At 51.4% G+C, this 21,435-nt stretch carries 20 protein-coding genes and 1 pseudogene; 10 read left to right on the forward strand and 11 right to left on the reverse strand.

The window, feature by feature from the left end; translation table 11 throughout:
- Positions 1-114: 114 nt before the first annotated feature.
- The 4 genes from FEK50_RS16700 to glnA all read right to left on the reverse strand — a co-directional run bounded on the left by FEK50_RS16700 (position 115) and on the right by glnA (position 4,505).
- Positions 115-225 (reverse strand): YshB family small membrane protein, encoded by a 111-nt coding sequence (locus FEK50_RS16700; protein ID WP_064527982.1) that lies wholly within the window; start codon positions 223-225, stop codon positions 115-117.
- 113 nt (positions 226-338) lie between these two features.
- Positions 339-1,748, reverse strand: a complete 1,410-nt coding sequence (glnG, locus tag FEK50_RS16705) for a nitrogen regulation protein NR(I) (RefSeq protein ID WP_131161453.1) — start codon at positions 1,746-1,748, stop codon at positions 339-341.
- Positions 1,749-1,759: 11 nt separating this feature from the next.
- Positions 1,760-2,809: a nitrogen regulation protein NR(II) gene (gene glnL / locus FEK50_RS16710; protein ID WP_000190577.1), complete on the reverse strand. Its 1,050-nt coding sequence runs from the start codon at positions 2,807-2,809 to the stop codon at positions 1,760-1,762.
- 286 nt (positions 2,810-3,095) lie between these two features.
- Positions 3,096-4,505 carry a glutamate--ammonia ligase gene (gene glnA, locus FEK50_RS16720; RefSeq protein WP_001271717.1) on the reverse strand — a complete coding sequence of 470 codons (1,410 nt, stop codon included), beginning with the start codon at positions 4,503-4,505 and terminating at the stop codon, positions 3,096-3,098.
- Positions 4,506-4,877: 372 nt separating this feature from the next.
- Between glnA and typA the strand changes: the two genes are divergently transcribed.
- The 9 genes and pseudogenes from typA to fabY all read left to right on the forward strand — a co-directional run bounded on the left by typA (position 4,878) and on the right by fabY (position 13,346).
- Positions 4,878-6,701 (forward strand): ribosome-dependent GTPase TypA, encoded by a 1,824-nt coding sequence (gene typA, locus FEK50_RS16725; RefSeq protein WP_001514692.1) that lies wholly within the window; start codon positions 4,878-4,880, stop codon positions 6,699-6,701.
- A 216-nt stretch (positions 6,702-6,917) separates the two neighbouring features.
- Complete coding sequence (locus FEK50_RS16730) at positions 6,918-7,628, forward strand: GntR family transcriptional regulator (protein WP_131161454.1); 711 nt, start codon at positions 6,918-6,920, stop codon at positions 7,626-7,628.
- A gap of 7 nt (positions 7,629-7,635) precedes the next feature.
- On the forward strand, positions 7,636-8,616 hold the full coding sequence (locus tag FEK50_RS16735; RefSeq protein ID WP_131161455.1) for a TIM barrel protein: 981 nt from the start codon (positions 7,636-7,638) through the stop codon (positions 8,614-8,616).
- 101 nt (positions 8,617-8,717) lie between these two features.
- Positions 8,718-9,983, forward strand: a complete 1,266-nt coding sequence (locus FEK50_RS16740; RefSeq protein ID WP_131161456.1) for an MFS transporter — start codon at positions 8,718-8,720, stop codon at positions 9,981-9,983.
- Between the two features lie 109 nt (positions 9,984-10,092).
- Positions 10,093-10,320, forward strand: a pseudogene (locus FEK50_RS16745) (aldose 1-epimerase); the annotation flags it as partial.
- A gap of 140 nt (positions 10,321-10,460) precedes the next feature.
- The gene (gene yihX, locus FEK50_RS16750) at positions 10,461-11,060 is read left to right on the forward strand and encodes a glucose-1-phosphatase (RefSeq protein WP_130209984.1); all 600 of its coding nucleotides are present in this window, start codon (positions 10,461-10,463) and stop codon (positions 11,058-11,060) included.
- A complete protein-coding gene (locus FEK50_RS16755; RefSeq protein WP_130209986.1) occupies positions 11,054-11,926 on the forward strand; it encodes a virulence factor BrkB family protein in 873 nt (290 codons plus the stop codon). Before yihX ends, FEK50_RS16755 begins: the two co-directional genes overlap by 7 nt.
- Entirely contained in the window at positions 11,923-12,360 is a 438-nt protein-coding gene (dtd, locus tag FEK50_RS16760) for a D-aminoacyl-tRNA deacylase (RefSeq protein ID WP_000560983.1), read from the forward strand. Before FEK50_RS16755 ends, dtd begins: the two co-directional genes overlap by 4 nt.
- Positions 12,361-12,404: 44 nt before the next feature.
- A complete protein-coding gene (gene fabY, locus FEK50_RS16765) occupies positions 12,405-13,346 on the forward strand; it encodes a fatty acid biosynthesis protein FabY (RefSeq protein WP_001517342.1) in 942 nt (313 codons plus the stop codon).
- Positions 13,347-13,352: 6 nt separating this feature from the next.
- Here fabY and FEK50_RS16770 read toward each other — a convergent pair whose 3' ends face one another.
- The 3 genes from FEK50_RS16770 to FEK50_RS16780 form a co-directional block, all read right to left on the reverse strand.
- Positions 13,353-13,808, reverse strand: coding sequence for a helix-turn-helix domain-containing protein (locus FEK50_RS16770; protein ID WP_130209988.1), 456 nt, complete (start codon positions 13,806-13,808; stop codon positions 13,353-13,355).
- A complete protein-coding gene (locus FEK50_RS16775; RefSeq protein WP_130209990.1) occupies positions 13,765-14,115 on the reverse strand; it encodes a type II toxin-antitoxin system HigB family toxin in 351 nt (116 codons plus the stop codon). The genes FEK50_RS16770 and FEK50_RS16775 overlap by 44 nt, the downstream gene beginning before the upstream one ends.
- Before the next feature lie 94 nt (positions 14,116-14,209).
- A complete protein-coding gene (locus tag FEK50_RS16780; protein ID WP_131161457.1) occupies positions 14,210-15,118 on the reverse strand; it encodes an alpha/beta hydrolase in 909 nt (302 codons plus the stop codon).
- A gap of 202 nt (positions 15,119-15,320) precedes the next feature.
- Between FEK50_RS16780 and FEK50_RS16785 the strand changes: the two genes are divergently transcribed.
- A complete protein-coding gene (locus tag FEK50_RS16785) occupies positions 15,321-15,539 on the forward strand; it encodes a CopG family transcriptional regulator (protein WP_130209994.1) in 219 nt (72 codons plus the stop codon).
- Between the two features lie 214 nt (positions 15,540-15,753).
- Here the strand turns inward: FEK50_RS16785 and fdhE are convergent, their stop codons facing one another.
- The 4 genes from fdhE to fdnG are packed head-to-tail and all read right to left on the reverse strand — an operon-like array spanning position 15,754 to position 21,277.
- Positions 15,754-16,683 carry a formate dehydrogenase accessory protein FdhE gene (fdhE, locus tag FEK50_RS16790; RefSeq protein WP_000027708.1) on the reverse strand — a complete coding sequence of 310 codons (930 nt, stop codon included), beginning with the start codon at positions 16,681-16,683 and terminating at the stop codon, positions 15,754-15,756.
- On the reverse strand, positions 16,680-17,315 hold the full coding sequence (gene fdoI, locus FEK50_RS16795) for a formate dehydrogenase cytochrome b556 subunit (RefSeq protein WP_130209996.1): 636 nt from the start codon (positions 17,313-17,315) through the stop codon (positions 16,680-16,682). Before fdoI ends, fdhE begins: the two co-directional genes overlap by 4 nt.
- Positions 17,312-18,214: a formate dehydrogenase O subunit beta gene (fdoH, locus tag FEK50_RS16800; RefSeq protein WP_000331381.1), complete on the reverse strand. Its 903-nt coding sequence runs from the start codon at positions 18,212-18,214 to the stop codon at positions 17,312-17,314. The genes fdoI and fdoH overlap by 4 nt, the downstream gene beginning before the upstream one ends.
- A gap of 12 nt (positions 18,215-18,226) precedes the next feature.
- On the reverse strand, positions 18,227-21,277 hold the full coding sequence (fdnG, locus tag FEK50_RS16805; RefSeq protein WP_130209998.1) for a formate dehydrogenase-N subunit alpha: 3,051 nt from the start codon (positions 21,275-21,277) through the stop codon (positions 18,227-18,229).
- Positions 21,278-21,435 lie beyond the last annotated feature (158 nt).

Below are 21,435 nucleotides of genomic sequence, written 5' to 3' on the forward strand. Positions count from 1 at the left end.
CGCTACGCTTATCTGGCCTGCAAAACCTGTTGAAATTATTGCTTTTGTAGGCCGAATAAGGCGTTCACGCCGCACCCGGCATGAACAAAGAGCACTTCATCAGCAATCTGAAACTCAGCTAAACAGCCCAATCATTGCGGCACACAGCACAGCAGCAACGGCAGTTTGCGGCGTGTGGCTGTTAACTGCGCCACTTGATAGCAGATTAATTATTGATTCCAGCATAATGACACTCCCCCCGTTTTTCGGGCATGATCATACTGAACTTACCGGAACAGTAAAGCGCAAAATAACAGCAATTTGCGCTCAATAATCAATCTTTACATGGCGAGCCTGAATCACTCCATTCCAAGCTCTTTTAACTTACGCGTCAGGGTGTTACGCCCCCAGCCAAGTAAGCGCGCTGCTTCCTGTTTATGTCCCTGCGTATGTCGCAACGCGGTAGTCAGTAATGTCCGCTCCAACTCTGGTTGCGCTTCAGACAGCAAGTTTTGATGACCGGAACGTAGCGCCCGATCTGCCCACTGTGCTAACAGCGTTGCCCAACTGTCCGGCTGCATTTGTGAAGTGCTTTCCGGTACGGTTGATTCAAACAGTTCGCCAGGCAAATCCTGAATCAACACTTCCTGTCCGGCAGCCATTACCGTTAGCCATCGGCAGGTGTTTTCCAGCTGGCGCACGTTGCCTGGCCACGCCAGACGCGTCAGAGCGGCTTCAGTTTCCGGATGCAGCAACTTTGCTTCTACGCCCAGCTCGCGAGCGGCAACTTGTAAAAAATGGCGTGCCAGACGGGGAATATCTTCCCGACGCTCACGCAGCGGCGGCAGATGAACACGGATAACGTTCAGGCGGTGGAACAAATCCTCACGGAACTTGCCTTCCTGCACCCGCTGTTCGAGATTCTGGTGAGTGGCAGCGATAATCCGCACATCCACTTTCACCGGCGCATAGCCGCCAACGCGATAAAACTGACCGTCTGCTAGCACGCGCAGCAAACGCGTCTGCACATCCAGCGGCATATCGCCAATTTCATCGAGGAATAATGTGCCGCCATCGGCCTGTTCAAAACGCCCCTGACGAATGGTATTCGCGCCGGTAAACGCGCCTTTTTCGTGACCGAACAGTTCTGATTCGATCAAATCCTTCGGGATAGCCGCCATATTGAGCGCGATAAACGGCGCTTTGGCGCGCGGGCTGTGGCGATGCAGGGCATGAGCGACCAGTTCTTTACCGGTGCCGGATTCGCCGTTGATCAGCACGCTAATCGAAGAACGCGAAAGCCGACCGATAATACGGAACACGTCCTGCATGGCTGGCGCCTCGCCGATGATATCGGTCGTTGGGCTGTTAAGCTGAACATTACGCGGCTGCTGCTGTTCCTGGTAATGACTGATGGCGCGCTCAACCAGCGCCACGGCTTCGTCGATATCAAACGGTTTAGGCAGATAATCAAACGCCCCTTGTTGATAGGCGCTGACGGCAGCATCCAGATCGGAATGTGCGGTCATAATGATGACCGGAAGCATCGGATGGCGCTGTTTAATCTGCTTGAGCAGCGCCAGCCCGTCCATTCCCGGCATACGGATATCCGACAGCAGCACATCCGGCGTTTTGCTCGCCAGTGCTTCCAGCACCTCCGCGCCGTTCTCAAACGTCGTACAGGTTAAACCTGCCCCAGCGAGCGCACGTTCAAGCACCCAACGGATGGAACTATCGTCATCGACTACCCAGACTATCCCTCGTTGCATAAACGTCACCTTTATTTCCTGATAGGCAGGTAAACCGAGAACTCGGTATGACCTGGCCAACTGGTAAATTCAATTTTGCCTGAATGCTGATCAATCAAATTACGGGCGATGGATAAGCCAAGCCCGGTGCCACCTTCGCGGCCGCTGACCATCGGGTAAAATAGCGTATCCTGCAAATGAGGCGGAATGCCCGGCCCGTTATCTTCCACATCAATTCGCGCCGCCAGCCGATAGCGCTCGCCGTGTAAGGTCAGTTGAAACGCGGTGCGGGTACGCAGAATGATTTCACCGCCTTCCGGCCCCAGCGCCTGTAGCGCATTGCGCACAATATTCAGCAGCACTTGCTCAATTTGATCCGGGTCGTGCGCCAGTTCCGGCAGGCTGGGGTCGTAATCACGAATCAACCGCACGTTGTCGGGCAGTTCCATCGACACTAGCGTCACCACGCGTTCAGCCACTTTGTGAATACTTTCGGTAACGCGCGTACCGGGCAGCTGCGGCCCCAACAGACGGTCGACCAGATTTCGCAGCCGGTCCGCCTGTTCGATAATCACTTTGGTATATTCCAGCAGTGACGGGTCAGGTAATGCTTTGCTGAGCAGCTGTGCCGCGCCACGTAAACCGCCAAGCGGATTTTTAATCTCATGCGCCAGGCCGCGGACTAAATCACGGGCAGCAACCTGCTGGGCGTGCTGTAGCTGTTCCTGACTTAAGCGGCGCTGGTTATCCATCGGTGCCATCTCCAGCAGGATCATGCCGTCTGGCATGCGCTGGGCGGTCACAGAAAGAATATGCGAGCGACCGTCGATGACCAGCGTCACTTCGTTATCGGTAAAACCTTGCCCCGCCTCCAGACTTTCTTGCATCAGCTCGATATTTAATGAGAAGTAGCTCAACAGTTCCGGTAACGGTGTACCAAACAATTTGCGGGAGCTTTGGGCGAGCAGTTGTTGCGCGGCGGGGTTGGCGTAATGGATCGCCAGATTGTCATCAATTAACAAAATACTGTTAATCAGCGAGTTGAGGATCTGCCCAGCATCGGGCTGCGTGCCTGTTGCCATAAAGCAGTCTCCTGAACAGGTTGCACCATTTTAGTGCATTATAGCTTTTTACGGATAAAAAGCGCGAAGCATCACAGAAGTTACGGAGAAAAAAGCCCATGCAGAGATGGGCTACAGATAGCTGACAAACTTCACGTTGAAGAGCGACTTCACCTGCTCCGGCCTACCACATCATCACCGTGTAGGCCGGATAAGACGCATTTGCGTCGCATCCGGCGTGATGTGCTTGCCATCGATCCCAAGCCTGCCAGAGACAGGCGAAAAGTTTCCACGGCAACTAAAACACTTAGACGCTGTAGTACAGCTCAAACTCTACCGGATGCGGAGTCATACGCACGCGGTCATCTTCTTCGCGACGCAGAGCGATGTACGCATCGATCGCTTCATCAGTGAACACGCCACCGGCTTTCAGGAACTCGCGGTCCAGATCCAGTTCGTTCAGTGCTTCTTCCAGAGAGCCTGCAACCTGTGGGATCTCTTTCGCTTCTTCTGGCGGCAGGTCATACAGGTTTTTGTCCATGGCTTCGCCCGGATGGATCTTGTTTTTGATGCCATCAAGACCGGCCATCAGCAGGGCAGCAAAGCACAGGTACGGGTTAGCCGCCGGGTCCGGGAAACGGACTTCGATACGACGTGCTTTCGGAGAAGAAACCACCGGAATACGGATAGACGCAGAACGGTTACGCGCAGAGTAAGCCAGCATGACCGGTGCTTCGTAGCCCGGGACCAGACGCTTATAAGAGTTGGTGGTCGGGTTTGCCAGGGCGTTAATCGCTTTAGCGTGTTTGATTACGCCGCCAATGTAGTACAGCGCCTGTTCAGACAGACCTGCGTATTTGTCGCCCGCGAACAGGTTAACGCCGTTTTTAGACAGCGACATGTGGCAGTGCATACCGGAGCCGTTATCACCGAACATCGGTTTTGGCATAAAGGTCGCGGTTTTACCGAAGCGGTGCGCCACGTTGTGCACGACATATTTGTAGATCTGAATTTCGTCGGCTTTTTTGGTCATAGTATTGAAGCGGGTAGCCACTTCGTTCTGACCAGCAGTCGCTACTTCGTGGTGATGGGCTTCAACCACCAGACCCATCTGTTCCATCACCAGACACATTTCAGAACGGATATCCTGAGCCGAGTCTACCGGAGGCACCGGGAAGTAACCGCCTTTCACTGCCGGACGGTGACCTTTGTTACCACCTTCGTATTGGGTGGAGGAGTTCCATGCGCCTTCGATATCGTCGATAGCAACGTGAGAACCGGAGATAGATGATCCGAAACGGATGTCATCGAACAGGAAGAATTCTGGTTCTGGCCCGAACAGTACGGTGTCGGCAATGCCAGTGGAACGCAGGTAATCTTCGGCGCGCTTCGCAATAGAGCGCGGGTCACGGTCATAGCCTTGCAGGGTGCCAGGTTCAAGGATGTCGCAACGGATAATCAGGGTAGAGTCGGCGAAGAACGGGTCAATCACTGCGGTGGATGCGTCTGGCATCAGCACCATGTCGGATTCGTTAATGCCTTTCCAGCCGCCAATCGAGGAGCCGTCAAACATTTTGCCTTCTTCGAAGAATTCAGCATTCACCTGATGAGCAGGGATAGTGACGTGCTGTTCTTTACCTTTGGTATCGGTGAAGCGCAAATCAACAAACTTCACTTCGTGCTCGTTCAGCATCGTCAGTACGTGTTCAGCGGACATACTTTAACTCTCCTGGATTGGTCATTGTCGTCGTGGTAACGAAATCTGCAATTATTTTGGCCGTGTCGCCGTAAAAAAGATAAAGCGAAATCTGTGCCAACTTTTAAATTGCCCCTAAAAGGCGTTATCATGCTTAACATCGTGCAAAAGGGCTGCACCATGATGTGAATGTTGCACCAATATAGTGCTTCAATGGAAACATTAAGCACCATGTTGGTGCAATGACCTTTGGATAACCCTTTTTATGCTCCGTGAAAGCGATCACAAAGGGACTCTGCAATACTTGTTTGCGGAGGATGTTTGTGATCCTGTTTTGTAGTGCGATTAATCCGTGTACAATAACGCGCTATTTCTAATGCCTGAGGCAAAGTTGTGATCGAAAAATTGCGTAATATCGCCATCATCGCGCACGTCGACCATGGTAAAACCACCCTGGTAGACAAGCTGCTCCAACAATCCGGTACGTTCGACTCTCGTGCCGAAACCCAAGAGCGCGTGATGGACTCCAACGATTTGGAGAAAGAGCGTGGGATTACCATCCTCGCGAAAAACACCGCTATCAAATGGAATGATTACCGTATCAATATCGTTGATACCCCGGGGCACGCCGACTTCGGTGGTGAAGTTGAACGTGTAATGTCCATGGTAGACTCAGTGCTGCTGGTGGTTGACGCATTTGACGGCCCGATGCCGCAAACGCGCTTCGTAACCAAAAAAGCGTTTGCTTACGGCCTGAAGCCGATTGTTGTTATCAACAAGGTTGACCGCCCTGGCGCGCGTCCTGACTGGGTTGTGGATCAGGTATTCGACCTGTTCGTTAACCTCGACGCGACCGACGAGCAGCTGGACTTCCCGATCGTTTACGCTTCTGCGCTGAACGGTATCGCGGGTCTGGACCACGAAGATATGGCGGAAGACATGACCCCGCTGTATCAGGCGATTATTGACCACGTTCCTGCACCGGACGTAGACCTTGACGGTCCGTTCCAGATGCAGATTTCTCAGCTCGATTACAACAGCTATGTTGGCGTTATCGGCATTGGCCGCATCAAGCGCGGTAAAGTGAAGCCGAACCAGCAGGTCACTATCATCGATAGCGAAGGCAAAACCCGCAACGCGAAAGTCGGTAAAGTGCTGGGCCACCTCGGTCTGGAACGTATCGAAACCGATCTGGCGGAAGCTGGCGATATCGTGGCGATCACGGGCCTGGGCGAACTGAACATTTCTGACACCGTTTGCGACACGCAAAATGTTGAAGCGCTGCCGGCACTCTCCGTTGATGAGCCGACCGTTTCTATGTTCTTCTGCGTTAACACCTCGCCGTTCTGCGGTAAAGAAGGTAAGTTCGTAACGTCTCGTCAGATCCTGGACCGTCTGAACAAAGAACTGGTACACAACGTTGCGCTGCGCGTAGAAGAAACCGAAGACGCCGATGCGTTCCGCGTTTCTGGTCGTGGCGAACTGCACCTGTCTGTTCTGATCGAAAACATGCGTCGTGAAGGTTTCGAACTGGCGGTATCCCGTCCGAAAGTTATCTTCCGTGAAATCGACGGCCGTAAACAAGAGCCGTATGAAAACGTGACTCTGGACGTTGAAGAACAGCATCAGGGTTCTGTGATGCAGGCGCTGGGCGAACGTAAAGGCGACCTGAAAAACATGAATCCAGACGGTAAAGGCCGCGTACGTCTCGACTACGTGATCCCTAGCCGTGGTCTGATCGGCTTCCGTTCTGAGTTCATGACCATGACTTCCGGTACAGGTCTGCTGTACTCCACCTTCAGCCACTACGACGACGTTCGTCCGGGTGAAGTAGGCCAGCGTCAGAACGGCGTACTGATCTCTAACGGCCAGGGTAAAGCGGTAGCGTTCGCGCTGTTCGGTCTGCAGGATCGCGGTAAGCTGTTCCTCGGTCACGGTGCAGAAGTTTACGAAGGTCAGATTATCGGTATTCACAGTCGCTCTAACGACCTGACTGTAAACTGCCTGACCGGTAAGAAACTGACCAACATGCGTGCTTCCGGTACTGACGAAGCCGTTGTTCTGGTTCCGCCTATCCGCATGACTCTGGAACAAGCTCTGGAGTTCATCGATGATGACGAACTGGTAGAAGTGACTCCGACCTCTATCCGTATTCGTAAACGTCACCTGACGGAAAACGATCGTCGTCGCGCTAACCGCGCACCGAAAGACGATTAATTTCGCTTTTCAGTCATAAAAAACCTGCCAGCGATGGCAGGTTTTTTTTTGCCTGTCGTGAGCGCTCACCAATGCGAGTATCTCCCTTATAAGTCTGTGGTTACGTCAATAGAGAGCTTTGTCACAATTATCTGCAAAGTCATGCGCCGTTAATTGCTTTCTTTTTTGGCGTAAGCGTAAGATGCCTCATCTGGTTTAAACCAAAAGGATTAAACAATGACGGGAAATCAATCCACCGTAGAAAATGCAAAAGAGAAACTGGATCGGTGGTTAAAAGATGGCATCACCACGCCAGGTGGAAAACTCCCTTCAGAAAGAGAGCTGGGAGAGCTGCTGGGCATTAAACGTATGACGCTGCGCCAGGCGTTGCTGAACCTCGAGGCAGAATCCAAAATCTTCCGTAAGGATCGTAAAGGTTGGTTCGTGACTCAACCGCGATTTAATTACAGCCCGGAGCTGTCGGCGAGCTTTCAGCGGGCCGCTATTGAACAAGGGCGGGAACCTTCCTGGGGATTTACTGAGAAAAAACGTACCCGCGACATTCCTGAAACGCTCATGCCACTGATTGCAGTGACGCCGTCAACCGAACTCTACCGCATTACCGGTTGGGGGGCGCTGGAAGGACATAAAGTTTTCTATCACGAAACGTATATTAATCCTGAAGTTGCCCCAGGTTTTACTGAGCAACTTGAAAACCACTCATTTTCTGCAGTCTGGGAAAAGTGCTACCAAAAAGAGACGGTAGTAAAAAAATTGATTTTCAAACCCGTCAGAATGCCGGGCGATATCAGCAAGTATCTTGGCGGTTCTGCGGGTATGCCTGCGATCTTAATTGAAAAGCATCGCGCCGACCGACAAGGAAATATTGTCCAGATAGATATTGAATATTGGCGATTTGAGGCCGTAGACCTCGTCATTAATCTGTAGGTGTTTTATGGTGACAATAAATAACGCAAGAAAGATTCTACAACGTGTCGACACTCTTCCTCTTTATTTACATGCCTATGCCTTTCATTTAAATATGCGGCTGGAAAGAGTGTTGCCTGCTGATTTACTTGATATCGCGAGTGAAAATAATCTGCGGGGCGTCAAAATTCATGTTCTGGATGGCGAGCGTTTTTCTCTTGGCAATATGGACGATAAAGAACTCTCTGCCTTTGGTGATAAAGCCCGCCGTCTGAACCTTGATATTCATATTGAAACTAGCGCCTCAGATAAGGCATCTATTGACGAAGCCGTCGCCATCGCGTTGAAAACTGGGGCATCGTCCGTACGTTTTTATCCACGTTATGAAGGTAATTTGCACGACGTATTATCGATCATCGCTAACGATATTGCCTATGTACGGGAAACGTATCAGGACAGCGGCCTGACTTTTACGATCGAGCAGCATGAAGATTTAAAAAGCCATGAGCTGGTGTCGCTGGTCAAAGAAAGTGAGATGGAATCTCTTTCCTTACTGTTTGATTTTGCGAACATGATCAATGCAAATGAGCATCCTATGGACGCTTTAAAAACGATGGCGCCGCATATTACCCAGGTGCATATCAAAGATGCATTGATTGTTAAAGAACAGGGTGGCCTGGGCCATAAAGCCTGTATTTCAGGTCAGGGAGATATGCCATTCAAAGCGTTATTAACGCACCTTATCTGCCTGGGCGATGATGAGCCGCAGGTGACGGCATATGGCCTGGAAGAAGAGGTTGATTATTATGCTCCGGCGTTCCGCTTTGAAGACGAAGATGATAATCCGTGGATCCCTTATCGCCAGATGAGTGAAACACCGTTGCCAGAAAAACATTTACTGGATGCGCGGTTACGTAAAGAAAAAGAAGATGCGATTAATCAGATAAATCATGTGCGTAACGTACTACAACAAATCAAACAAGAGGCAAGCCATCTTCTGAACCACTAATAAGTTTTAACCCATACGCAGTTAATAAAACCATTCCATAAGAATGGTCGATATCTTATTGCCTTTAAAACAGTGATTTTAAAAATCGCTTAGGGGATGTTATGCTCACGAAAAAGAAATGGGCGTTATTTAGTCTATTAACACTGTGTGGCGGTACAATTTATAAATTACCGTCTCTGAAAGATGCGTTTTATATCCCGATGCAGGAATATTTCCATTTGACTAATGGTCAAATTGGTAATGCTATGTCGGTAAACTCATTTGTCACCACAGTGGGCTTTTTTCTGTCTATTTATTTTGCCGATAAACTACCGCGCAGATACACCATGTCATTCTCCCTCATTGCGACGGGATTACTGGGTGTTTATTTGACGACAATGCCAGGTTATTGGGGCATCCTCTTTGTCTGGGCGCTATTTGGCGTTACCTGCGACATGATGAACTGGCCGGTCTTGCTCAAGTCGGTAAGTCGACTGGGCAATAGCGAACAACAAGGTCGTTTGTTTGGCTTCTTCGAAACAGGGCGTGGCATTGTTGATACCGTGGTGGCATTTTCTGCGTTGGCAGTATTTACCTGGTTTGGCAGTGGCTTGTTGGGCTTTAAAGCGGGTATCTGGTTCTATTCCCTTATTGTGATTGCCGTGGGCATTATCATTTTCTTTGTACTGAATGACAAAGAAGAGGCACCGTCCGTGGAGGCGAAAAAAGAAGACGAAGCATCGCAAAACACCAGTATGACCTCGGTGCTGAAAGACAAAACCATCTGGCTTATCGCTTTCAACGTCTTCTTCGTTTACGCGGTTTACTGTGGCCTGACGTTCTTCATTCCATTCCTGAAAAACATCTATCTACTGCCCGTTGCGCTGGTGGGGGCTTACGGCATCATTAACCAATACTGTCTGAAAATGATCGGTGGACCGATTGGTGGCATGATTTCAGATAAGATCCTGAAATCACCGAGTAAATATCTATGCTACACCTTTATCATCAGTACCGTTGCGCTCGTACTGTTGATTATGCTGCCGCACGAAAGCATGCCGGTCTATTTAGGGATGGCATGTACGCTGGGCTTTGGTGCGATAGTCTTTACACAGCGAGCCGTATTCTTTGCACCTATCGGCGAAGCAAAAATTGCTGAAAATAAAACAGGCGCGGCGATGGCGTTGGGTAGCTTTATTGGTTACGCCCCGGCGATGTTCTGCTTCAGTCTGTATGGCTACATTCTGGATTTAAATCCGGGGATTATTGGCTACAAAATCGTGTTTGGCATTATGGCCTGCTTCGCATTCTGTGGTGCGGTGGTTTCCGTAATGCTGGTTAAGCGTATTAGCCAACGTAAGAAAGAGATGCTGGCGGCTGAAGCTTAATTAATGGCCGGATGTGCTTAATCCGGCCATTGAAAACAATACCAGCCTTATCAACCGTAGGCCGTATCCAGCAAAACAAAATTTTTTGCACCAGACTGATTGAGCTGACCCCTGGGACGACTGTTTTGGATTTATGACGGGGTGAAGGTTAAGTTACGGTGGCTTGGTTAACTCGCGATGACCATGACTTCTTCTGCAAACAGTCTGGTGGTATTTGATAAACAGCCTGATGCCACCTGTGTTAATCCACTTACCCAGGCACCTAACGCCGGAATTAGCGGCAGCAGATAAGCCACTGGTCATCGAAACTCGTTGGCAATTTACACCTGAATCTTAACCATTCATCTATTGCGAAAAAGCCAGTGAAATTACTCTGCTTTTTCGCAATCAGCATCACAAGATTACCCTTATTGTCACATAGCCAAACCCATCCTTTCCCGCTACAGTTAATTTCTTGTGGCGAGAAAGGAGGCAAAAATGCTCTATATCTTTGATTTAGGTAATGTGATTGTCGATATCGACTTTAACCGTGTGCTGGGAACCTGGAGCGATTTAACGCGTATTCCGCTGGCATCGCTTAAGAAGAGTTTTCATATGGGGGAGGCGTTTCATCAGCATGAGCGCGGGGAAATTAGCGACGAAGCGTTCGCAGAGGCGATGTGCCATGAGATGGCTCTACCGCTAAGCTACGAGCAGTTCTCCCACGGCTGGCAGGCGGTGTTTGTCGCGCTGCGCCCGGAAGTGATCGCCATCATGCATAAACTGCGTGAGCAGGGGCATCGCGTGGTGGTGCTTTCCAATACCAACCGCCTGCATACCACCTTCTGGCCGGAGGAATACCCGGAAATCCGTGATGCTGCTGACCATATCTATCTTTCGCAAGATCTGGGCATGCGCAAACCTGAAGCACGAATTTACCAGCATGTTTTGCAGGTGGAAGGTTTTTCACCCAGCGATACAGTCTTTTTCGACGATAACGCCGATAATATAGAAGGAGCAAATCAGCTAGGCATTACCAGTATTCTGGTGAAAGATAAAACCACCATCCCGGACTATTTCGCGAAGGTGTTATGCTAAAAACCATCCATGAAAAAGCCAGGTATCGTACCCGTCCGCTATGGGCCTGGCTGAAACTACTCTGGCAACGCATTAATGAGGACAACATGACCACCCTGGCAGGTAATCTTGCCTATGTGTCGTTGCTCTCATTAGTGCCGCTGGTTGCCGTTGTTTTTGCGCTTTTCGCCGCTTTTCCCATGTTTTCCGACGTCAGCATTCAGTTGCGTCACTTTATTTTTGCCAACTTTCTGCCTGCCACTGGCGACGTTATCCAGCAATATATTGAACAGTTTGTTGCCAATTCCAACAAGATGACCGCCGTCGGGGCATGTGGCCTGATCGTCACGGCGTTATTGTTGATGTATTCCATTGATAGTGCATTGAATGCCATCTGGCGAAGTAAACGGGTACGGCCAAAAATTTACTCTTTTGCTGTGTACTGGATGATCCTGACGTTAGGGCCGCTGTTGGCGGGGGCCAGTCTGGCGATCAGTTCCTATCTGCTCTCCCTGCGCTGGGCGAGCGATCTCAATACTGTCATCGACAATGTGCTGCGTATTTTTCCGCTGCTGTTGTCGTGGATCTCCTTTTGGTTGCTTTACAGCATCGTTCCCACCATCCGCGTACCCAACCGCGACGCGATTGTCGGCGCGTTTGTTGCTGCGCTCCTGTTCGAAGCAGGAAAGAAAGGTTTCGCGCTTTATATCACCATGTTTCCGTCATATCAGCTCATTTACGGCGTGCTGGCGGTGATCCCTATTCTCTTTGTCTGGGTCTACTGGACATGGTGTATCGTCTTGCTTGGCGCGGAAATTACTGTCACTCTCGGGGAATACCGCAAACTAAAACAAGCAGCTGAACAAGAAGAAGACGACGAACCATGATTGCATTAATTCAACGCGTAACCCGTGCCAGCGTCACCGTGGAGGGAGAAGTGACGGGCGAAATTGGCGCGGGACTTTTGGTGTTATTGGGTGTCGAAAAGGATGACGACGAACAGAAAGCAAACCGTCTGTGCGAGCGTGTGCTCGGCTATCGCATTTTTAGCGATGCCGAAGGCAAGATGAATCTCAACGTGCAACAGGCGGGCGGCAGTGTGCTGGTAGTTTCCCAGTTTACCCTTGCCGCAGATACCGAACGAGGGATGCGCCCAAGCTTCTCCAAAGGCGCATCACCGGATCGCGCAGAGGCGTTATATGACTATTTCGTCGAACGCTGCCGTCAGCAGGAGATGAACACGCAAACAGGACGCTTCGCTGCGGATATGCAGGTATCGCTGGTCAATGATGGTCCCGTGACATTCTGGTTGCAGGTATGAGCCAGCTTCCAGGGGTGTCACGGGAAACAAGAGAGAGTATCGCTATGTATCACCTTCGGGTTCCACAAACAGAAGAAGAATTAGAGCGCTACTATCAGTTCCGCTGGGAGATGTTGCGTAAACCCCTGCATCAACCAAAAGGTTCGGAACGCGACGCGTGGGATGCGATGGCGCATCACCAGATGGTCGTCGACGAGCAGGGTAATCTGGTGGCAGTAGGGCGGCTGTATATTAATGCCGATAACGAAGCGTCCATTCGCTTTATGGCCGTTCATCCCGACGTGCAGGACAAAGGGTTGGGAACGCTGATGGCGATGACCCTGGAGTCTGTAGCGCGCCAGGAAGGCGTTAAGCGCGTGACCTGTAGCGCCCGTGAAGACGCGGTAGAGTTTTTTGCCAAGCTGGGGTTTGTTAATCAGGGAGAAATCACCACGCCAACCACCACGCCAATCCGCCATTTTTTGATGATTAAACCCGTCGCCACTCTGGATGACATTCTGCATCGCGGCGACTGGTGCGCGCAGTTGCAACAAGCGTGGTACGAACATATCCCGCTGAGTGAAAAAATGGGTGTGCGCATTCAGCAATATACCGGGCAAAAATTTATCACCACCATGCCGGAAACCGGCAATCAGAACCCGCATCATACGTTGTTTGCCGGGAGTTTATTCTCGCTGGCTACGCTCACCGGTTGGGGGCTTATCTGGTTGATGCTGCGCGAACGCCATCTCGGTGGAACGATTATTCTGGCGGATGCGCATATCCGCTATAGCAAACCGATTAGCGGTAAACCGCATGCGGTAGCCGACCTCGGTGCGTTAAGCGGCGATCTCGACCGTCTGGCACGCGGGCGCAAAGCGCGGGTGCAAATGCAGGTCGAAATCTTTGGCGACGATACGCCAGGCGCGGTGTTTGAAGGGACGTATATCGTTCTGCCCGCGAAGCCATTTGGCCCGTATGAAGAGGGCGGGAACGAAGAAGAGTAGGGCGTTTTAATTATCAATAAACGCTTCAGCCGGGAGATTAAAACGCTCGCTTAACGCCTTGATATGACGAACGGTGAGCGCCCGGCGACCATTAAGAATATTACTCACATTGGATTTAGAGCCAAGTTCTTGTGCCAAATCAGCCGCCTTAAGCCCATGTTGATCCATGAGGATCCGTAACAGACTTACGCCGCGTGGGGTCGATGCTAACCGCTGATTGAAATGCTGAAATTCCGGAGCGTTATTTTCATATTTGCGGATCCGCGCGCTGAGCAATTCAAATAAAGGGTTTTCCAGATCGTCACGATCGACTAAAAACTCGATCAGTTTCAGCGCATTATGGTATTCCTCTTGATCTGCTTTAGGGCCACATAATGGGATGCCTTTTACTGCGTGGGCGAAGGTACTGACGAGCGTTTCAAAATTGGCCGAGTCTTCTGCTGGTGTGTGATGTGTTCTCATTTTTATGGCTCCGATACCAGGTGGTGAGTCGGTCGTATTCATTGTGGGTAACAATATGTTTGACAAAACATTTTTGGAGCCTGAAATCTATATAGGCTATAAGTCGTAAATGATTGCCTGCAATATTAATCACCCACCATTTATCTCTGTACTTAAAGTTATCCAGAGAGGAAATATATCTTTTCATCTCACCCGGATCGCTAAACGTTGTTTTTTCAAGAAGATTTAATAAATCAATAAGGGCATCTTCATAAAGTGGAAAACGTTTTATCGCCTCGTTAAAAGGCTTGTGGCTGATAACATGCATGGTGTAATTCCATTACGAGTTTTCAACCTGAAAACACTGTAAGGCAGACCTGTGATGTTTTCAAGTTGAAAATAATTTTTATCTGAATCCGGAGCTACCTTCCCGCTCTCCAGGCCACATCCCGTAGCGCCGTACGCGCGGCCTCGCTGATACCACCTAACTGAAAAAATCCGTGGATAACGCCAGGGTAGCGTTGGCAGGTACATTGCACTCCTTGCTCGGTCATGTGGTGATACAACGCTTCGCCTTCATCACAAAGCGGATCATATTCTGCGGTAATGATATGAACAGTCGGCAAGCCATTAAAATCATCGCGCCATAGAGGGCTGGCTTCAGGATGCTTGCGATCAATATCAGGCAGGTACATCTCAAAGCCGCTCAGTAGAGTATCGCGTGTAATGATGTAATCGTGACCATTGCGTATGTAGCTTTCGAAATGCGCAGTCGCATCAAGCATGGGATAAATTAAAATGAGTTGTGCCGGTTGCCAGTTGCCAGCACGCTTTAATCGCAAAGCGGTCACCAGCGCCAGATGCCCACCTGCGCTGTCGCCTGCAAGGGTTATCCGTTGTTTATCAACGCCGAGTTGTTCGGCGTGCTGCCAGACTAATTCTGCACCTCGTTGCGCATCATCATGGGCGGCGGGGAAAGTATGTTCCGGTGCCAGCCGATACTGGACGGCAATAACCCGACATTGCCCGTAATAGGCTAACTGGCGCAGTTGGTTGTCGTGAGTTGCGAACCCGCCGCTAACAAAACAGCCACCGTAGTAATAAATTATCGTCGGGAGTAATGTCGGGGCATTCAGCGGTGACACTATTCGTAAGGTCATCCCTTCAAGTTCGATAGTCTGAATATCTACCCGCGTTTCTGTCTCACCCGCAAGGACAGCGCTGGCGATATAGTCCTCCCTGCGTTGCGCAATACTTTGTTGACGCGATGAGGGGCGACCCGCAGCGATAAACTCTGCGACTAACTCTGCAATTCCTTTTTCCAGTGCCATAGTAGAATTCGTTTTGCTGTATGAATGTACAGCTTTATACGCCCGTTTTTGCTGGATGGATACAGGGAAATTCACGGGCGTGAAAAATCTGGAAAGCGTCTCGCAAAAACAAAACAACATGCAAAAATCCGCTTTTTTTTAATGATTTTCCGGCGTAATTTTCGCACATACATTAATGAGTAATATATGTAAGGTGGTGGCAATGGCGATGAATACGGTTTTTCTTCATTTATCAGAAGAGGCAATTAAACGGCTGAATAAACTCAGGGGCTGGCGTAAGGTTTCACGATCTGCAATTTTACGCGAAGCGGTAGAGCAATATCTGGAGCGGCAGCAATTCCCGGTGCGTAAAGCAAAGGGTGGCAGGCAAAGGTGTGAGACAGTAGGTGTTGATGATCAGTGTAAGGAGCATAAGGAATGACAAAAATTTTTTATTCTTGAATATAAAAAACCAGATGCCCTTATTCTGGTATTAATACAAGATTGTTTTACCTGAACTTATAATAACTGCAACTGTTACATCATATCTGGAAAACGCCTCGCAAAATACGAGAGATTTTGCGGGAATAGCAGGAGTCGTCACACCCTATGAACTGTAATCCGGGCGACCTGCGCCACCCGGAAAACGTCAGAGATTACTCCCCTTCACCCGGAAACAGGAACGGGTTAATGGAACTGCGGGCGTAGCCTTCTTGCTCCATTCGCGCGTCCAGTACCAGAGAGGCGAGGTCATCTGCCACGGCTTCAACTTTCGGCTCTTTTTCCTGATAAAGAATCTTCAGGTAAGTGCCGCAGTCATCGCAGCTTTCGGCTTTAATCGCGGCCTGTTCGTCATCCAGCGACCAGTAGTGCAGTTTGCCGCTCTGCTCGCAGTTGCTGCATTTTACGCGCACCACGTGCCATTCGGTTTCACACAGGTTGCAGTGCAGGTAACGCAGCCCCTGAGTGGTGCCAATTTGCACCATGCTGGACACCGGCATAGAACCACAAACCGGGCAATATTGACGCTGTTCGCCGTATTCAGCGCGGGCTTTGCCGGGGATCAGATTGGCCATCTGCGCCCAGTAGAGCGACAGTGCAGCCCAGATAAACGGCGCTTTATCGCTGCTGACGGAAGAGAAATCAGAGGCAAACAGTGCGCTGGCCATATCTTCCAGCTCCTGGGTCGATGCCTTCTCCAGATTCTCAATCACTGCCAGCGCCGGGCCGCTCATTTCAGGTTTCAGCTCAGCAATCAGCGCCATCAGCAGTTTTTGCCAGTGCTTATCACGCGGCAGAACGTGAATATCCAGCGGTGGCTTGCCCTGTGCGCTGGCTTCTTTAATGCGCGCGGTCAGATCCATCTCCAGCGGATGGTCGTACAGCACCACTTCCTGGGCGTGGGCGATAAGCGCAGCAAAGCGCAGGTAATCACCCAGCGGATTATTTTCTGCCAGCTCGCGCAGACGCTCGGCGCGGCGGTTGTATAAATTTTTGAGCCGAGGGAACAATAACGGCGGAATCATATCCGCCGTACGTTTCTCGCTCGAACCCAGCTCATCTTGCGGGATTATGCGAATACTCATTCAGCTTTCTTTTCCGTTGTCTTGCGGACCTCACGGTACCAGCGCGGGTGATGTTTCTTCGCCCAGGCGCTGGTAACCCATCCTTCCACCATGGCGGTAATCGTGCCTTTCACCCAAAGGGCGGCGTAGATATGCACCATGATAACCACAATTAACGCCACTGCGGCAAATGAATGCAGCATTAACGCGAATCGGATCACCGGGATTGAGAAAGCAGGCGCAAAATAAGGACGCCAGATAATCACGCCGCTCACCAGCAGCAGAACCAGGAAAATAATCGCCGCCCAGAAAACGCATTTCTGACCGAAGTTATAACGCCCGGTGTCACCTACTTCCTCGTTGACGACGATCTTACGAATATTCTTCGCCCAAAAGATATCATCCCGATTGATTAGGTTGTGATGCCAGTAACGGAAAAACATGATGATGAACGAGGCAAACATAACCACGCCGACAAACGGGTGCAGAATGCGCGCCAGCTGCGGTGTGCCCATGATTTGCATCAACCAGTTGAAGGAGGGGAAGAAAAACCCCAGCCCGCTCACCGCCGCCAGGATGAAACAGAAGGCGGTGACCCAGTGGTTGATACGTTCCGGCGCGGTGTAGCGCACGATGGTGTCACGTCGTTTCATTTGCGCTCCTCGTCTTTCTCTTCGTGCAGATTGTTCTCTTCCTCATCCGCACGGTTCGGACCGACACCCACGTAGTGGAAGATACTGGCCGCAAAGGTAGCCGCAAAGCCAACAGCCGCGAGCGGTTTCCAGATGCCTTTCCAGAATTTCACGGTTTGGCTGATTTCCGGGTTCTCCGGCAAGCCATGATACAGATTCGGCTTGTCAGCATGGTGCAGCACGTACATGACGTGTGTACCACCAACGCCAGCCGGATCATACAGACCCGCATTGTCGTAACCACGGGTTTTCAGCTCAGCCACGCGCTCGCTCGCCAGCGTTTTCATCGACTCTTTCGTACCGAAGTGAATCGCACCCGTCGGGCAGGTTTTCACGCAGGCCGGCTCTTGCCCAACCACCACGCGGTCAACGCACAGCGTACATTTGTAGACGCGGTTGTCTTCCGGGTTGAGGCGCGGAATATCGAACGGGCAGCCCGCAATGCAATAACCGCAGCCAATGCACTGCTCGGACTGGAAGTCGACGATACCGTTGGCATACTGAATAATTGCCCCTTCCGCCGGGCACGCTTTCAGGCAGCCTGGATCGGAACAGTGCATACAGCCGTCTTTGCGGATCAGCCATTCCAGTTTGTCGTTCTGCTCCACTTCCGAGAAGCGCATTACCGTCCACGATTTGGCGCTTAAATCATTGGGGTTGTCGTACACCCCAATGTTATTGCCGACGGTATCGCGAATGTCGTTCCACTCTGAACACGCCACCTGACAGGCTTTACAGCCGATGCAGGTGGTGACGTCGATGAGTTTCGCCACTTCTTCCTGGAAGTCCCGCGCCTGAGGCGCGGGGGTCAGACCGTTAGTCGCGGAGCGACGAATAATGTCTTGCGATTGATAAGCCATATGTCGTCTCCGTTATACCTTTTCCACATTCACAAGGAAGGACTTAAACTCCGGCGTCTGCGTGTTCGCATCACCAACGAATGGCGTTAACGTATTGGCAATAAAGCCTTTTTTTGCAACGCCTTCATAGCCCCAGTGAATTGGAATACCGATGGTATCGATATCTTTGCCGTTCGCTTTCAGCGTGCGAATACGTTTGGTCACCACCGCTTTGGCTTTGATATAGCCACGGTTGGAGGAGACTTTCACGGTATCGCCCTGGGCAATGCCAAGTTTATTCGCCAGCGACTCACCGATTTCCACAAACTGCTCTGGCTGCAAAATCGCGTTCAACAGCGCGTGTTTGGTCCAGTAGTGGAAGTGCTCGGTCAGACGATAGGTGGTTCCGACATATGGGAACTTATCGGCTTTACCCAGAGCTTCGGCGTCGTCTTTAAAGATACGCGCAGCCGGGTTCGAGATAACGTTTGGATGCAGTGGGTTAGTTCCCAGCGGCGTTTCAAACGGCTCGTAGTGTTCCGGGAACGGACCTTCCGCCATCTTATCGAGGGCAAACAGACGTCCCATGCCTTCCTGCTGCATGATAAACGGCCCGACGCCACTGCCCGGAGGCGCTGCGCTGTAGTCCGGAATATCCCAGCCGGTCCACTTAGTGCCGTCCCATTTCAGCAACTGACGCTTCGGATCCCACGGGTTACCCTGCGGGTCTGCGGAGGCGCGGTTATACAGAATGCGGCGGTTAAGCGGCCATGCCCATGCCCAGCCCAGCGTGTTACCGAGACCAGACGGATCGGCGTTATCACGACGCGCCATCTGGTTGCCTTCTGGCGTCCAGCTACCGGCGAAAATCCAGCAGCCACAGGAGGTCGTACCGTCATCGCGCAGTTGGGCGAACGAGCTAAGTTGTTGGCCTTTCTTGACGATAACCGCACCGGTTGCCGGATCGGTAATATCGGCCAGCGCCTTACCGTTACTCTCCATCGCCACTTCTTCTGAAGATGGCTCATGCGGAATGGCGTAGTTCCAGGTCATGTTCAGCACCTGGTCCGGGTTCGCGCCACCCTGTTCGGCATACATCTTGCGCAAGCGCAGGAAGATACCGGAGAGGATCTCGCCGTCAGTCAGCGCAATCCCCGGGGCGTCCGCACCTTTCCAGTGCCACTGCAACCAGCGACCGGAGTTAACGATTGAACCGTTCTCTTCCGCGAAGCAGGTCGATGGCAGACGGAACACTTCGGTCTGGATCTTCGACGAGTCAACTTCGTTCAGCTCACCGTGGTTCTGCCAGAAGTTGGAGGTTTCAGTATTCAGTGGGTCGATGGTCACGAGGAACTTCAGTTTCGACAGACAACCGATCACTTTGTTTTTGTTCGGGAATGAGGCAACCGGGTTAAAGCCCTGGCAGATATAGCCATTGACCTTGCCCTCTTTCATCATCTCGAAGTATTGCAGGACGTCGTAGCCTTTATCCCACTTCGGCAACCAGTCAAAGCCCCAGCTATTTTCCGCCGTCGCTTTATCACCAAAGAAGGCCTTCATCATGGAGACGAAGAATTTCGGGTAGTTGCTCCAGTAGTTAACCTGTCCTTCCAGCAGCGGTTTCGGCGTGCTGGCGGCGAGGTAGGTTTGCAGATCAGTCTGCTTCTCGCTTGGCAGCGTCATGTAACCTGGCAGGCTCTGCGACAGCAGCCCCAGGTCCGTCAGCCCCTGAATGTTGGAGTGACCGCGCAGGGCGTTAACGCCGCCGCCTGCCATGCCCATATTGCCGAGTAGCAGCTGGATCATCGCCATCGTACGAATGTTTTGCGCGCCAACGGAGTGTTGCGTCCAGCCGAGCGCGTAGAGGAACGAGGCAGTTTTATCGTGAGCACTGGTTTCGGCGATATATTCGCAGACTTTCAGGAACGCGTCTTTTGGCGTACCACAGATGTTTTCAACCACATCTGGCGTGTAGCGGGAAACGTGCTGTTTCAGCAAGTTCCACACGCAGCGCGGATGTTGCAGCGTGGTATCGCGTTTGGCGAAGCCGTTTTCGTCCAGTTCGTAGGTCCAGCTGGATTTATCGTACTTGCGTTTTTCCGCGTCGTAGCCGGTGAACAGGCCATCTTCAAAGCCGTAATCCTCACGCACGATCAGGCTGGCGTTGGTATAGGCTTCGGTGTATTCGCGGTTGAATTTTTCATTGTTCAGCAGGTACAGCAATACGCCTGACAGGAAAGCAATGTCAGTACCGGAACGAATAGGGGCATAGTAGTCAGCCACCGCCGCCGTACGCGTAAAGCGAGGATCGATCACAATCAGCTTCGCGCCGTTGTGAATTTTGGCTTCCATCGCCCAGCGGAACCCTACCGGGTGAGCTTCAGCGGCGTTACCGCCCATCACCACGACGAGGTTGGCGTTCTTGATGTCGACCCAGTGGTTGGTCATCGCACCGCGACCAAATGTTGGAGCAAGACTTGCTACCGTTGGTCCGTGTCAGACACGCGCCTGGTTGTCGACCGCGAGCATACCCAGCGCGCGGGAGAATTTTTGCGTTAAATAGCCGGTTTCGTTACTCGACGCGGAAGCACACAGCATCCCGGTGGAGAGCCAGCGGTTAACAGTCACGCCTTCGGCGTTTTGCGCAATGTAGTTAGCATCGCGGTCTTCTTTCATCAGTTTGGCGATGCGATCAAACGCCTCTTCCCAACTGATTTGCTGCCATTTATCAGAACCTGGCGCACGGTATTCCGGGAACTTCAGACGGCTTTCGGAGTGGATGAAATCCACCAGGCCAGCGCCTTTCGGACAAAGTGCACCGCGGTTGACCGGGTGATCCGGATCGCCTTCGATATGGAAGATAGATGCTTTGGCGTTTTTTGCTCCGTCACCGAGGCTGTACATCAACAGCCCACAGCCTACGGAACAATAGGTGCAGGTATTACGGGTTTCGCGGGTGCGCAGCAGTTTATACTGCCGGGTTTCCGCGAGTGCTACGCTGGGTGCAAAACCCAGTGCCGCTGCCGTGGTGCCTGCCATACCGCCAGCGCAGATCTTAAAGAACTGCCTTCTGCTGACCTGCATGGATTGCTCCTTGTTTCGACATTGTCACGTCCCATTTACATTCGCTTGCTGAGTGTGCAGGGAGTGGGAGTTATTTTTCTTTGCGGAAGGGGCCGCAAAGGTCCAGAATTGGCTCAATTTCCCTCCATCCAGGAAGGGTTTGTAACAGAATACCATAA

The organism is Escherichia sp. E2586, assembly GCF_005781105.1.
Classification (GTDB): Bacteria; Pseudomonadota; Gammaproteobacteria; order Enterobacterales; family Enterobacteriaceae; genus Escherichia.

Bases quoted from the DNA above. Each gene is read 5' to 3' on its own strand.
- fdoH (WP_000331381.1), bottom strand. From the start codon at position 18,214: ATGGCTTATCAATCGCAAGACATTATTCGTCGCTCCGCGACTAACGGT.
- FEK50_RS16755 (WP_130209986.1), top strand. From the start codon at position 11,054: ATGCTAAAAACCATCCATGAAAAAGCCAGGTATCGTACCCGTCCGCTA.
- fabY (WP_001517342.1), top strand. From the start codon at position 12,405: ATGTATCACCTTCGGGTTCCACAAACAGAAGAAGAATTAGAGCGCTAC.
- FEK50_RS16780 (WP_131161457.1), bottom strand. From the start codon at position 15,118: ATGGCACTGGAAAAAGGAATTGCAGAGTTAGTCGCAGAGTTTATCGCT.
- yihX (WP_130209984.1), top strand. From the start codon at position 10,461: ATGCTCTATATCTTTGATTTAGGTAATGTGATTGTCGATATCGACTTT.
- FEK50_RS16775 (WP_130209990.1), bottom strand. From the start codon at position 14,115: ATGCATGTTATCAGCCACAAGCCTTTTAACGAGGCGATAAAACGTTTT.
- dtd (WP_000560983.1), top strand. From the start codon at position 11,923: ATGATTGCATTAATTCAACGCGTAACCCGTGCCAGCGTCACCGTGGAG.
- fdhE (WP_000027708.1), bottom strand. From the start codon at position 16,683: ATGAGTATTCGCATAATCCCGCAAGATGAGCTGGGTTCGAGCGAGAAA.
- FEK50_RS16700 (WP_064527982.1), bottom strand. From the start codon at position 225: ATGCTGGAATCAATAATTAATCTGCTATCAAGTGGCGCAGTTAACAGC.
- glnA (WP_001271717.1), bottom strand. From the start codon at position 4,505: ATGTCCGCTGAACACGTACTGACGATGCTGAACGAGCACGAAGTGAAG.
- FEK50_RS16740 (WP_131161456.1), top strand. From the start codon at position 8,718: ATGCTCACGAAAAAGAAATGGGCGTTATTTAGTCTATTAACACTGTGT.
- glnL (WP_000190577.1), bottom strand. From the start codon at position 2,809: ATGGCAACAGGCACGCAGCCCGATGCTGGGCAGATCCTCAACTCGCTG.
- FEK50_RS16785 (WP_130209994.1), top strand. From the start codon at position 15,321: ATGGCGATGAATACGGTTTTTCTTCATTTATCAGAAGAGGCAATTAAA.
- FEK50_RS16770 (WP_130209988.1), bottom strand. From the start codon at position 13,808: ATGAGAACACATCACACACCAGCAGAAGACTCGGCCAATTTTGAAACG.
- glnG (WP_131161453.1), bottom strand. From the start codon at position 1,748: ATGCAACGAGGGATAGTCTGGGTAGTCGATGACGATAGTTCCATCCGT.
- FEK50_RS16730 (WP_131161454.1), top strand. From the start codon at position 6,918: ATGACGGGAAATCAATCCACCGTAGAAAATGCAAAAGAGAAACTGGAT.
- FEK50_RS16735 (WP_131161455.1), top strand. From the start codon at position 7,636: ATGGTGACAATAAATAACGCAAGAAAGATTCTACAACGTGTCGACACT.
- fdoI (WP_130209996.1), bottom strand. From the start codon at position 17,315: ATGAAACGACGTGACACCATCGTGCGCTACACCGCGCCGGAACGTATC.